Source organism: Flavobacterium branchiophilum FL-15, from assembly GCF_000253275.1.
Taxonomy (GTDB): domain Bacteria; phylum Bacteroidota; class Bacteroidia; order Flavobacteriales; family Flavobacteriaceae; genus Flavobacterium; species Flavobacterium branchiophilum.
In genome coordinates this window covers 1984805-1998549 of sequence record NC_016001.1, presented here as the reverse complement: position 1 = coordinate 1998549, position 13745 = coordinate 1984805, and the positions used below count along the sequence as shown (strand labels likewise).

The window sequence follows — 13745 nt, the reverse complement described above, 5'->3', positions numbered from 1 at the left end:
AATTTTAATCGACAATCCATAGCAAAACGGGTTTTTTGGAGGCTTTTAATTTAGCATCCAATTTTTGCATAAAAACATCCGATACTGCAGGACAACCCCAGCTAAGTGGGCTAACTTCTGGATATATTTCAGTATTGGAAACGGCCTCCCATGAATGTAACACAACCACCCTTTTTACTGCATTTTGGTTAGACTCTTCCAAACCTTCAAGCCAATATTTGACCTTAATTCCCCATGCACTCCAATCTCTTTTCCCAATTTTATATTTGCCTTTCATAGAACAATGACTGTCTAATCGATTGTCAAATTTGGATTTTTCCCATTTATTTGGATTGTCCGAAAAAACATCGCAACTTCCATGGGTAACTAAATTCCGATCAATAATTTTTTGTTCTTTTATATTGATTACAAAAAAACGATTACGACCTGGATGCAAACTCAAATCCAACAAAAAATAATATTCAGTATTCATTTCATGGGATTTACAATAATTTTGAGCTTCAAGATGAAATTTTTTGTAATTTTTTTCAGGCATTTTACTTTGTGCTTGATGGCAAGTCCAGCTCATAAAATACATTAAGAATATCATATTTTTCATAAAAACTTATTTTTTTGCAGCCATTTATCCTACCGCCTTTTATTTATAAAAGTCCGCTTATGCAAACTTGTTGTTAATAGAGATTTCATAACAAAAACCAACTTTTAATTCAACGAATTTCAAAGTATTTTATTGCTATAAACCGACTTATTTATTCAAAAAAAAAGACTAAATGTCAAATAAAACAGCAAATTATATAAACTATTTATTACAAAACCCCTTTGTGGGGCTGGTGGGCTTCTAAAGGATTTTCACTGCTATTCCTAACGCAAAATACGGTGAATAATAAAATGAAGTCATTAAAACAATCAAAAATAAATTAAGCTACACTCTATTTTGTAGCTTAATTTATTTAGGTATAAAAATATTTATAAAAATATTTGACTTATATTTATTTTAAATAAAATTATTATAAAATAAATAATTAAAATATTATTTAAATAAATCTTCCATACCAGGCATCATTGGCATATCAATTTTAGTAACGGCATCCATTTCGGCTTGGTTTACTTTTTTGGCCTCAGCAAGTGCTTTATTGATTGTCAGTATCAAATAATCTTCTAATTGGTCTTTGTCTTCCATAAGTGCTTCGGCAATAGTCAAACTATTGATGCTACCATTTGCAGTAACACTAACTTTTAGAAAGCCATCGGAACTTTTTTGATCAATCAACACTTGGTCCAAGCGTTTTTTTGTATCTTCCATTTTTTGTTGGGTGTCTCTCAATTTACCCATCATTCCCATTAAATCCATCTTTTTTTTACTTTTTTATTAATAAATAATTTTTTCAATTGACAAATTTAGTACATTGCAACAAATTTTAAGCAATATTTATGAAAACGCTACCTATTATTTTGATTTTATCCCTTATTTTTGCCCCTTCAAATGCACAAAATAAAACAAAAGCAATGACAAACCCACAAACAGCTCCAGTTGCAAAAATAATAGAAAAGCAATTAGAAAAACACGGCGATGTAAGGATAGATCCTTATTATTGGCTCAATGAAAGAGAAAATCCTGAAGTTATTGACTATTTGAATCAAGAAAATGACTATTATAAAGCTGCTACTTTGCATACTAAAGCATTTCAAGAAAATTTATTTTTAGAAATGAAATCCCGTATCAAAGAAGATGATAGCTCCGTACCCTATTTATACAATGGATATTATTACATTACCCGATACGAAAAAGGTAAAGATTACCCTATTTATTCTAGAAAAAAAGCAACGTTAAGTGCAGCCGAAGAAATTTTGTTTGATTGTAATGAAATGGCAAAAGGACATTCCTATTTCAAATTATCGGGACTAAACATTAGCGAAGATAATAAATGGTGTGCCTTTGGTGTAGATACCGTTTCCAGACGAGAATATACTATTATGATTAAAAATTTGGAAACCAATGAAATATTGCCCATAAAATTAGAAAAAACCACAGGCGGTTCTACATGGGCAAATGACAATAAAACCTTGTTTTATACCAGAAAAGATTTGGTAACGTTGCGTTCAGACAAAATATACAAACACCAATTGGGTACAGAGGCATCACAAGATGTATTGGTTTATCATGAAAAAGACGATACTTTTTCTACATATATATATAAGGAGAAGTCCAAAAAATATTTGGTTATTGGGTCGTCTAGTACATTAACATCAGAATATCAAATTTTAAATGCCAATGACCCAAATGGAAATTTTCAAATATTTCAAAAACGAACTCGAGGTTTAGAATACAGTATATCTCACTATGGTTCTGATTTTTATATAGTTACGAATAAAGATAAAGCTACCAATTTTAAAGTAATGAAAACACCCGAAACACAAACTTCTAAAGAAAATTGGGTGGATTTAATTCCGCATCGAGCAGCGGTATTGATAGAAGGAATTGAAATTTTTAAAAATTATTTGGTTGTAGAAGAGCGTTCTAATGGATTAAATAAAATCAATATAAGACCATGGAGTGGGGAAGGAGCCTATTATTTGCCGTTTGAAATAGAAACCTATACCGCCTATACAACAACCAATGTTGATTTTGACACGTCGATATTAAGGTATGGATACCAATCGATGGCTACGCCCCCTTCTATTATTGATTTTGATATGAGTAAAAAAACCAAAACAATATTGAAAGAACAAGAAGTATTGGGAGGCAAATTTGATAAAAAAAATTATATAGAAGAGCGTATTTGGGCCACAGCTACAGATGGAACCAAAGTACCCATGTCTGTTGTTTACAAAAAAGGGATGCAAAAAAATGGTAAAAACCCATTTTTGATGTATGCTTATGGCTCTTATGGCAGCTCTATGGATCCTTATTTTTCTTCAACTAGATTGAGTTTGCTCGACCGAGGTTTTATATATGCCATTGCACACATTAGAGGCGGAGAGGACTTGGGTAGAACATGGTATGAATCAGGGAAATTATTGCAAAAGAAAAACACTTTTACAGATTTTATTGATTGTTCAAAATATGTAATCGATCAAAAATATACTTCAAAAGACCATTTATATGCCGAAGGCGGTTCGGCAGGCGGCCTTTTGATGGGGGCAGTTGTTAATATGGCACCCGAATTATATCAAGGTGTAATTGCTCAGGTACCTTTTGTAGATGTTGTAACTACCATGCTCGACGATGCTATTCCGCTTACAACTGGCGAATATGACGAATGGGGCAATCCAAATGACAAAACTTATTATGATTATATGCTTTCATACTCGCCTTACGATAATGTAAAAGCTCAAAATTATCCTAATATGTATGTATCTACAGGTTTGCATGATTCGCAAGTACAATATTGGGAACCCGCCAAATGGGTAGCAAAACTACGAAAAATGAAAACCAATAATACCCAATTATACTTGGATACCAACATGTCTGCAGGACATGGAGGAGCGTCTGGAAGGTTTGAAGCATTGAGAGAATTGGCCAAAGAATTTACTTTTTTATTAGATTTAGAAAAAATAAATAACTAATTAAAAATAAATTACTTATTTTTGCACATATTCAGAGGTTGCAAAATGAAAAATAAAACCTTAGATTAAGTATTTTTTTATGAAAGAAGAAATAAAAGCATACGATAATATACTAGAATTAATAGGTAATACGCCACTTATTAAGATAAAAAAAGTAACAGAAGGATTGGAAGGCAACTTTTTTGCAAAAGTAGAAGCTTTCAATCCCGGACATTCTACAAAAGATAGAATTGCTTTATATATTATTGAAGCCGCAGAAAAAAGAGGTATTTTAACCCCTGGCGATACAATTATCGAAACTACCTCTGGAAATACTGGATTTAGTTTGGCAATGGTAAGTATCATCAAAGGGTATAATTGTATTTTAGCAGTAAGTTCAAAATCCTCTAAAGATAAAATTGATATGCTGCGAAGCTTAGGAGCAAAAGTGTATGTTTGTCCTGCACATGTCTCTGCAGATGATGAACGTTCTTATTATAATGTAGCTAAAAGATTACATGAGGAAACAAAAGGTTCAGTGTATATCAATCAATATTTCAATGAATTGAATATCGAGGCACATTATAATTCTACTGGTCCCGAAATTTGGGAACAAACCAATGGAAAAATTACACACCTTGTGTGTTGTAGTGGTACAGGCGGTACTATTTCGGGCACTGCTAAATATTTAAAAGAAAAAAATCCAAACATCCGAATTTTAGGTGTTGATGCGTACGGATCGGTCTTAAAAAAATACCACGAAACTAAAGAATTTGATACAGACGAAATTTATCCTTATCGAATCGAAGGATTAGGCAAAAATCTGATTCCAACAGCTACTGATTTTGATGTAATTGACTGTTTTATGAAAGTTTCCGACGAAGAAAGTGCCCATGCAGCCAGAGAAATTACAAAAAAAGAAGGTTTGTTTGTAGGCTATACTTCTGGAGCAGTTTTACAAGCCATCAAACAATATGCTGCCGAGGGCGAATTTGACAAAAACGCAAATGTAATAGCTATTTTTCCAGATCATGGCTCTCGATATATGAGTAAAATTTATAGCGATGACTGGATGAATGAGCAAGGTTTTTTTGATAGTATCAATGCAGAAGAAGCTCAAAAAATTGAATTTATCAAATAAAAAAATAAGAAAATAAGAAACTCCAAACCAATATTTGGAGTTTTTTATGTAATATAATGTCGTTTGATAGCTTCTAAAGTCTTGTTTGTATATATCAAATCTAGGACTATTTTAATTCTCAAATCTTCAAGTTCAAAATGCTCAAAATGTTTAAACCAATTGGTTAATGTCCAAATGTTTCTTGCTTGTTTGAGTCGTTTTGCCGTTTCAAAGCTCGTTCTCAAAATGGCTTTTCCATCATAATTAGAATTGTTTTTATGTTGGTAATGGATGTCATTTTGATTAATATCTAATTCCAAATAATACAATTTGTCATGATCATTATCTTCAAAAAACGCCTCCCATTTGGCAAAGCCTAATTTGAATTTCCCGTCAGAAAAACCTTTGTTAATCAACCGCCATTTGCTATTGGCCAATCGCCCCCAATGATTAGACAACCGAAACATTCCATCCGAATGATAAAAATATTGACTTCCAGACAAACTAATAAAATCAGGTTTTATGTGGGTAATAGTCGAAGTAGGAACTTCTTCAAAAACACAAAAAGTGTGTTTGAATGCTTTAGCGCTGGGTTTGAAAGGTTTCATTAAATACAAGTTTTAAAAAATAAATTGCAACAAGCCATATTGTATGGCAAAAGTAATGGATTGAAACTAAACATAAAAACGTATATTTGCAAAAAATTAAAAAACCATGACCAAATTACAAGAAAACGACATACTGCAAAAAGGGATTTATACAGGAAACATCGAAAAAGACAACGATAACAACTATTTTTGTGGAGAGTATTTATTAGATTACAAGCAAGTTACACAAAATTTTCAAGTAGGCGATTTGATAACCATCAAAACCATAATCGAAAATCCAAGCGATAAAAGCTACAACCAATACCCTAAAAAATCCAAACGATTTGATTTGGCCAACAGAAAACCAAAACAATAAATTGATCTAAATTTTAGGATATTGCTAAATTGAATTTGCTTTCAAAACAAAAAAATGTACCTTTGCACCCAATTGTGCATTTTTAAAGCTAAAAAAAATGTTAAACAATTAAAAGACAATAAGTTATGAAGTTTGTGTTACAATAAACTAACCCTTAAAAGTACAACAAAACTTCAAAAGCCATTTAATTTTTATTTATGAAAAAAATAGTTGAATACAGAAAGTTACTAAATGTTGAAAAAACAGTAACCCTTAAAGAGTTGAAAAATATTTATCGAAATGCGATGAAAGAAGCACATCCAGATAAATTTCAGGGAGACGATGCAGGATTAAAAGCCGCAGAAGAAAACAGTAAAACGATAATTGAAGCCTATCACTTTTTAGTAAGCATCAATGCCGAAACCATTCAACAAAATTTACCAGAATACAAAGATACCATTGCAAATGCAACAATAACCGACTATAAATATGTAGATAGCCGATTGATAATTAATTTTTCAAACGGTAGTGTTTACGAGTACATCAGCGTGCCAAGAGCCATCTATGTAAAAATGGTAAATGCCGATTCACCAGCACGTTATGCCAAAAGACACATACTTTCAGCCTATCCATATAGAAAAACAATTAACCAAGATTAACAAAATTTTTAGAAAAAACAATATTTATTCAAGTAACTTTACAAAAATTAATTTTAACCAAACAAATGAAAAAAATATTATTATTAGCTACTATTTCTGTAGCGATTTTCTCTTGTAGCAAAGTAAAAAAAGGAGAATTTTTAATCACAGGCGAAGCAAAAGGTGTAGCAGACGGAACATCTATAGTATTAGAAAAACAAGACGAAGCAGGCATGTCGTTAGTACCCGTAGATACTGCAAAAGTAAAAGACGGTAAATTTGAATTATCTGGAAAATTTACAGAATTGTCTATTTATACCATTCAATTAGACAAAGCACAAGGCAAAGTACCTGTGATTATCGAAAACGAAGAAATCAAAGTAACCATAGACAAAGACAGCATCCAAAAATCAAAAGTGTCGGGTACCTATAACAACGATGAATTTACAAAATTCAACGAAGAAATGAAAACTGTTGGCAAAAAAGTTCAAAAAGAAATGATGGACTTTCAAACCAAAAATATGCAAGCCATGACCGATGCTCAAAAAAATAAAGACACGGTAGTTATCAACAAATTGATGAAAGAATATGGTAAAATTCAAGAATCGCTTACAAATAAATATTTAACTTATGCCGAATCGCATCCAAAATCTTTTATAAGTGTACTTATTGTTGAAGGCATGTTCAAACAACCAGGTTTAGATTTTGAAAAAGGAAAAAAAATATACAACAGCTTAACAGAGGAACTAAAAAATACCAAATCTGGAAAAATAATCAAAACAGCTATTGATAATTACAAAGCCCCTCAAGCTGCAGCCCCTCAAGTTGGGCCACAGCCACAAGGCAAATGAAGAGCCAATTTTGAAGCCAAAACGCCTGAAGGCAAAACCATTTCATTACAATCGATAGCTGGAAAAGTAACCATTGTCGATTTTTGGGCCTCTTGGTGTGGTCCTTGTAGAGCCGAAAACCCAAATGTTGTGGCTATTTATAAGGAATTTCATTCAAAAGGATTGAACATAATTGGTGTTTCTTTAGATGAAGATGCTGCAAAATGGAAAAATGCCATTGCTAAAGACGGCCTCATTTGGAATCAAGTTTCAAACCTCATGGGTTGGCAAGATCCCATCGCAAAAGCCTATCAAGTAGAAGCCATTCCAGCCACTTTTATCCTCGATAGCCAAGGCAATATAGTAGCCAAAGATTTAAGAGGACAAGAACTCAGAAATAAAATTCAAGAACTACTATCCAAATAAAATAAAAACTCCCCTAAAAAGGAGTTTTTTTTAGCTTCAAACAATATGTATAAAAAGGGCGTTACCCACAAGGGGTCGGGCTATTCGCTATATCTTTTTTTATCTAGGCCCAAAAAAAAGCCTAGATAAAAAAAGGATGCCGCTACTATCCCTAACGCATTCCTCCTTTCAAAGAACCTTTTTTCAATATAGAAAAATGATTATTACAAGCCATATTTTCAAAATACAAACATCCTTCATTTTAAGTTTCCTAAAAAAAACCCAAATGCAAAAAATCAGCACAACTCTAGTTGATTAATTATCAAACAGATAGTATTAAAAACAAATAAAATTGAAAAAAAACAACAATTTTATTTGCAAAAACAAAAAACAAATGTATCTTTGCAACGGCTTTTGAGAAACCAACAATTTGGGGAGATACTCAAGCGGCCAACGAGGGCAGACTGTAAATCTGCTGTGAAAACTTCGCAGGTTCGAATCCTGCTCTCCCCACAAAAAGCTCCATATTATATGGAGCTTTTTTTATATCCTATTTTAAAATGTCATTATAAATCAATGTCGTATAGTTAAGCATTATTCAAATCAATCATCATTGTCAAAGTTTTAAACTTTGACAAAGATCATCTGCAATTATTATATTTCGTTCAACAAAACGAGTTAGCATCAAAACATCGAATGTATAAAATATTCTAAAATAATGCTACAAATAAGCCTATAATAAAAATTACAACTAAAATATTTAGAAACATTTTTTTTGTTTAATAGTTAGCCGTACTTTTGTTGGTTAATTCATATACACAAATTTTTTTAAAATGGACTTGAGTCAAGAAGTATTTAATGCTTACGAAATTATTAAAAACGGAGGGATTATATTATATCCTACCGATACGGTTTGGGGTATTGGCTGTGATGCAACAAACGAAAATGCTGTAAATAAAATATTTCAGCTCAAAAAACGAGCCGCAACACAAAGCATGATTTGTTTAGTAAATGGCGAAAAAATGATGTATAATATTTTTAAAGATATTCCAGAAGTAGCTTGGCAAATTATCGATTTGTCCGAAAAACCAACAACATTGATATTAGACAAACCCCGAAATGTAGCACCCAATCTCATGGCTCAAGACCAAACTTTGGCCATACGGATGGTTAAAGAACCTTTTTGTTTTAAACTATTAGAACGAATGAAAGTACCATTAGTTTCAACCTCTGCAAACATTACTGGACAACCAACACCTCAAAACTTTCTCGAAATTTCAAAAGAAATTATCAATGGAGTTGATTATGTTGTCGATTTTAATAGAGATAAAAAAACAACAAAGCCTTCTACGATTATTAAAATATCGTTGGACGCTCAAGTTAAAATCATAAGAAAATAAATATTAAATTGCAAGTATTTTTTTATATTTAAAATAAAATAGTTTAAAAAAAAATGAATTATAAAGCATCATTAAGTCACCCTATATTTGAAATAATTACTAAAGCTAGTACCCATTTGGGAATAGAATGTTATGTAATCGGTGGATTTGTAAGGGATTTATTATTAAATAGAGCTTTTAAAAAAGACATCGATGTTGTGGCCGTTGGTAGTGGCATTGCATTAGCTCTAAAAGTTGCCGAAATGTTGCCCAATAATCCAAAAGTTCAAGTATTTAAAACTTATGGCACCGCCATGCTGCGTTTTAAAGATACTGATATTGAATTTGTTGGTGCAAGAAAAGAAAGCTATCATTTTGAAAGTAGAAACCCAGTTGTAGAGAATGGCACGCTTGAGGATGATCAAAACCGTAGGGATTTTACTATTAATGCTTTGGCTCTGTCTTTAAATCAATCAAACTATGGCGATTTAATTGACCCGTTTGATGGTGTTTATGATTTGAAAAATAAAATTATTCAAACACCTTTAGATCCCGACATTACTTTTTCTGACGATCCATTAAGGATGCTTCGGGCAATTAGATTTGCCACACAATTGCATTTTGACATCAACAGCCTGTCATTCGAATCAATTCAAAAGAATGCCTCACGTATTAAAATTATTTCAGGCGAAAGAATTGTCGATGAGTTGAATAAAATATTAGATACCTCAAAACCATCAATTGGGTTCTTATTATTATACCATTCAGGACTATTGGATTACATTTTGCCAGAATTAACAAGCCTAAATGAAGTTGAAGAAATAGAAGGACATACACATAAGAATAACTTTTATCATACATTAGAAGTTGTAGATAATATAAGTCAAAATACTGAAGATGTTTGGCTAAAATGGGCGGCTTTATTGCATGATATTGGCAAAGCACCAACAAAAAAGTTCCATAAAAAACAAGGATGGACATTTCATGGGCATGAATTTTTAGGCGGAAAAATGACAAAAAAAATCTTTGAAAGGTTGCATTTGCCTTTAAATCATAAATTAAAATTTGTACAAAAAATGGTTGCAATGAGTTCCAGACCAATTGTTTTATCACAAGATTTAGTTACCGATTCGGCTGTAAGGCGATTGGTTTTTGATGCAGGCGATGATATTGAAAGTTTAATGACATTATGTGAGGCAGATATCACAACTAAAAATCCATCTAAATATAAGAAATATCATAAAAATTTTGAAATAGTAAGACAAAAAATTCAAGAAGTTGAAGAACGAGATGCCATAAGAAATTTTCAACCACCCATATCGGGCGAGGAAATTATGAAAATATTTGATATAAAACCTTCAAAAGAAATAGGAATATTAAAAGAAGCTGTAAAAGAAGCTATTTTAGATGGAGAAATACCCAATAATTATGATCAAGCATACGATTTTGTTATTAAAAAAGCAGCAAAACTAGGATTACACATTATAAAATAAAATACAATTGGAATGCAAAAATATTATATAAAAACGGCAAAAACTGCCCTGATTTTGGTTTATTTAGTTATCATAGCGGGAGCTTTAGTACGAATGACAGGCTCAGGAATGGGGTGTCCAGATTGGCCAAAATGCTTTGGTTATTACATTCCACCCACAGACATCAAACAGTTGTTGTGGCAACCCCAACATCTATATCTTGAAAATCAAGTGATTATAAAAGACGAAAAGTTGTATGTTGCAGTGGCCAATTTTAAAACCCAAACGACATTTGACCCAACACAATGGCGACCATATACTAAACATGACTATGCAATATTTAATGCCAAACACACTTGGATCGAATACCTTAATCGACTAGCAGGTGCCTTGGCTGGAATAGTAGTTTTTTTGATGGCTGTTTGCTCATTTGGATTTTGGAAAACCAACAAAAAAGTTACCATTTGGTCATGGATTACAGTAATTTTAATGGGATTTCAAGGTTGGTTAGGGGCAAAAGTGGTTTATTCTGTATTAAATCCAATAAAAATTACCTTACATACTTTTGTGGCATTGCTCATAGTAGCTGTTATGTTATCAGCAATTGATGCTGCAAAAAAGCAAGTTTTTCAACATGAGAATAATATTTTATTTAAAAAAATATTAATATTATCAATATTTTTAACACTAATTCAAATTATTTTAGGTACACAAGTAAGACAATTTGTTGATGATCAAATAAAAATGTTGGGGTATGATCAAATGCACATAATATTAGAACACCCAACTATTACATTCTATATCCATCGAACGCTGTCAATGTTGGTTTTGTTTTCAACAATTTATCTTTATATTCAAAACAAAAGCTTTGCAGTACAATTAAAATTGGTTAATTGGATCATGCTTGCAGTTGTTTTTGAAGCTTTAAGCGGCATCATTATTACCTACTTACATTTTCCATTTGCCTCACAGCCAGTACATTTGGTATTTGCTTCTGTTTTGTTTGGATTACAATATCAATTAGTAATACAATTGATAAAAAAATAATTAACCAAATTATCATTTTGAAAACATCAAACTATTTATTTTTTTGTAAAGGACTAATGATTTGCACGTTTTGAAATGCAATTGCACCTTTGATTACACCAGAAATACAAGCACGAAGCGCCTCTATAATATGGATTTTGAGTTCATTTTTAGGAAAAATTAAACTTACTTCTCGTGCCGGTTTCGGTTCTGAAAAGTGTTTTAATTTTAGTTTGTTATTTTCATTCAAATCCAAAGTATGTAGATAGGGTAGGAGGGTCATACCTAAACCTTCGTCGGCTAATTTTATTAAAGTTTCAAAGCTCCCGCTTTCAATTTGAAAATGATTTGTGTTAAAATTCTTGTCATTTTTACATAAATTTAAAATACCATCTCTAAAACAATGTCCATCTTGTAATAATAAAATTTCTTCAATATTCAAATCAGATATTTCTATCTCTTTTTTATTTGTATGGGTGTGATTTTCTGGTAAATATGCTACAAAAGGTTCATAATATAAAACAATTTCTTTTATTTTTTCCTCCATCAAAGGGGTAGCGGCAATTGCTGCATCAAGAGTGCCAGAATTTAATCTAGTTATAATTTCGTCTGTATTAAGTTCTTCTATTATTAATTTTATTTTAGGGTATTTTTTTATGAAATTATTTAAAAACATAGGTAGCAAAGTAGGCATTACGGTGGGTATAATCCCTAATCTGAATTCACCACCAATATAGCCTTTTTGTTGTTCAACTATATCTTGAATTCTATCTGCTTCATTTACAATGTTTTTTGCTTGCGACACTATTTTAATACCAATATCTGTAAGTTGAATGGGTTTTTTACTTCTATCAAAAATAAGAATATTCAATTCTTCTTCAATCTTTTGTATTTGCATACTTAAAGTTGGTTGGGTAACAAAACATTTTTCTGCAGCCAAAGTAAAATTTTTATGCTCAGCTACTGCTAAAACATATTTCAATTGTGTGATTGTCATAAAATAAAGTATTTTGATGCAAATATATAAACAAATCAATTTAATTGATACTTTAATCAATTTTATTTTGGTTCAATAAAAATTTAAAATATTTTGTGAACATAAGGCAACTAAAAAATCTTAAAACAGCTTGAGGTAGATATGAATATCTTAATGTAATTTAAAATGTAAATGAAAATTTAATCTTCTTCTGTTAAATTTTCATTAAATGCCGAAGGGAGTAATTTAGGGATAAATTTAATTAAAAGCGGCAAAATCAAACTGCCTCCAGGTATTAAAAAAATTGTTAAAGAAGGAATTGTTTTGCATAAATCTAATAGTTGTAATTTAATTTTCTTTTTTTCTTTTTCATCTAAATCCCTTTGTGTTGAAATAGCCAATAATTTCAATAATTCTTTGCTTTGAGATAATTCTTTTAATAATCTATTTTTATTGCGAATGATCAAAACTTCAATAGTCAAAGCTGTATTGTCATAGAAATGTTTGACGGGATTGGCATCATTAAAATAAGGAATTTCAGATTTATTTTGTTGAAAATAGATTTTTGTTTCCTCAATACTATTTTCAACAAATGAATCATCAATTTGCATCAGTTCGGCTAATTTATGTAAAAAATAGATTTCATCATTTTCTATTTGAAAATCACTCCACATCGACAGTCCAGCTAAATCTATCATATAATATTTTTCCAAAATATGATCAAAATACCCAACTTCTAGTTGTTCCATATTTTGAACATTAATTTTAGAAAATTTGGTATATCTTACAGAAGATTCAAATAATTTTGAAATTAATTCATCATTTTTACTTTTATGCTGCTTAAATTTTAATGCTAATGATATAATACTTGTAATAATTTCTTCAGTTTTTTGAAAATAATTGTTAGATATAAAGCCGTTATGTATATATCTTTCAAAACCCAATACGTCGATAAATAAAAGTGCATTTGTTAAAATATTGGAAAAATTTTTACTTAAAAGATCTTGATTGGTTTGTACACGACTATCTATAATTTGTTCTAACTTTAAACTATGATCTTGTGTTGAAAATAATTTTGTAATAATATTATTTGAATTTGGAATAATTTCTAGATAATATTTTGAAATTATTTTCAAAAAATCAGTATGATTTTTAATATTTGAATTCCGTAAGTACAACTGATACAACGTATTTAACAAAGCAATTTTTGTTTTTTCATCGGGTTTCCAATGCAAACTATCCATTTGCTTTGGTGTATCAAATGAGACTATGTGTCCAAAAATTAATCCTGTTTTTCTGATATTTTCATAAAATTTGAAAGTAGATATTTCTGTATTTATGTTTTCAAAATTTTGTTCCTGAAAAAATTTTTCTACCCAACCAGGTGCCGATGGATTAATCATATTACTAA

13 protein-coding genes, 1 tRNA gene and 1 pseudogene are annotated in these 13745 nt (G+C 30.8%); 10 read left to right on the top strand and 5 right to left on the bottom strand.

Annotated features, from left to right (window positions below; all coding sequences use genetic code 11):
* Nucleotides 1-4: 4 nt before the first annotated feature.
* Complete coding sequence (locus FBFL15_RS08645; protein WP_014084232.1) at nt 5-598, bottom strand: murein L,D-transpeptidase catalytic domain family protein; 594 nt, start codon at nt 596-598, stop codon at nt 5-7.
* A gap of 432 nt (nt 599-1030) precedes the next feature.
* Nucleotides 1031-1351, bottom strand: a complete 321-nt coding sequence (locus FBFL15_RS08640) for a YbaB/EbfC family nucleoid-associated protein (RefSeq protein WP_014084231.1) — start codon at nt 1349-1351, stop codon at nt 1031-1033.
* Between the two features lie 155 nt (nt 1352-1506).
* Between FBFL15_RS08640 and FBFL15_RS08635 the strand changes: the two genes are divergently transcribed.
* Together FBFL15_RS08635 and capA are read left to right on the top strand one after the other, a co-directional pair.
* Nucleotides 1507-3567 (top strand): S9 family peptidase, encoded by a 2061-nt coding sequence (locus FBFL15_RS08635; protein WP_014084230.1) that lies wholly within the window; start codon nt 1507-1509, stop codon nt 3565-3567.
* 79 nt (nt 3568-3646) lie between these two features.
* On the top strand, nt 3647-4687 hold the full coding sequence (gene capA, locus FBFL15_RS08630) for a cysteate synthase (RefSeq protein ID WP_014084229.1): 1041 nt from the start codon (nt 3647-3649) through the stop codon (nt 4685-4687).
* Between the two features lie 44 nt (nt 4688-4731).
* On the opposite strand, the gene FBFL15_RS08625 is transcribed toward capA, so the two are convergent.
* Nucleotides 4732-5274: a hypothetical protein gene (locus tag FBFL15_RS08625; RefSeq protein ID WP_014084228.1), complete on the bottom strand. Its 543-nt coding sequence runs from the start codon at nt 5272-5274 to the stop codon at nt 4732-4734.
* Nucleotides 5275-5380: 106 nt separating this feature from the next.
* On the opposite strand from FBFL15_RS08625, the gene FBFL15_RS08620 reads away from it, so the two are divergent.
* From FBFL15_RS08620 to FBFL15_RS08585, 8 genes and pseudogenes are all read left to right on the top strand, one after another.
* Nucleotides 5381-5629 carry a hypothetical protein gene (locus FBFL15_RS08620; RefSeq protein ID WP_014084227.1) on the top strand — a complete coding sequence of 83 codons (249 nt, stop codon included), beginning with the start codon at nt 5381-5383 and terminating at the stop codon, nt 5627-5629.
* Between the two features lie 197 nt (nt 5630-5826).
* A complete protein-coding gene (locus FBFL15_RS08615) occupies nt 5827-6267 on the top strand; it encodes a KTSC domain-containing protein (protein WP_014084226.1) in 441 nt (146 codons plus the stop codon).
* Nucleotides 6268-6332: 65 nt separating this feature from the next.
* The gene (locus tag FBFL15_RS16795; protein WP_014084225.1) at nt 6333-7097 is read left to right on the top strand and encodes a DUF4369 domain-containing protein; all 765 of its coding nucleotides are present in this window, start codon (nt 6333-6335) and stop codon (nt 7095-7097) included.
* 18 nt (nt 7098-7115) lie between these two features.
* Nucleotides 7116-7502: pseudogene (locus tag FBFL15_RS16790) on the top strand (TlpA family protein disulfide reductase); the annotation flags it as partial.
* A 411-nt stretch (nt 7503-7913) separates the two neighbouring features.
* Nucleotides 7914-7994, top strand: a tRNA-Tyr gene (locus FBFL15_RS08600).
* A 320-nt stretch (nt 7995-8314) separates the two neighbouring features.
* Entirely contained in the window at nt 8315-8881 is a 567-nt protein-coding gene (locus tag FBFL15_RS08595; protein WP_014084223.1) for an L-threonylcarbamoyladenylate synthase, read from the top strand.
* 53 nt (nt 8882-8934) lie between these two features.
* The gene (locus tag FBFL15_RS08590; RefSeq protein WP_014084222.1) at nt 8935-10353 is read left to right on the top strand and encodes a CCA tRNA nucleotidyltransferase; all 1419 of its coding nucleotides are present in this window, start codon (nt 8935-8937) and stop codon (nt 10351-10353) included.
* 12 nt (nt 10354-10365) lie between these two features.
* Nucleotides 10366-11379, top strand: coding sequence for a COX15/CtaA family protein (locus FBFL15_RS08585; protein ID WP_014084221.1), 1014 nt, complete (start codon nt 10366-10368; stop codon nt 11377-11379).
* A gap of 31 nt (nt 11380-11410) precedes the next feature.
* On the opposite strand, the gene FBFL15_RS08580 is transcribed toward FBFL15_RS08585, so the two are convergent.
* Nucleotides 11411-12355: a hydrogen peroxide-inducible genes activator gene (locus FBFL15_RS08580; RefSeq protein WP_014084220.1), complete on the bottom strand. Its 945-nt coding sequence runs from the start codon at nt 12353-12355 to the stop codon at nt 11411-11413.
* Between the two features lie 179 nt (nt 12356-12534).
* A complete protein-coding gene (locus FBFL15_RS08575; protein ID WP_014084219.1) occupies nt 12535-13737 on the bottom strand; it encodes an LETM1-related biofilm-associated protein in 1203 nt (400 codons plus the stop codon).
* Between the last annotated feature and the right edge of the window lie 8 nt (nt 13738-13745).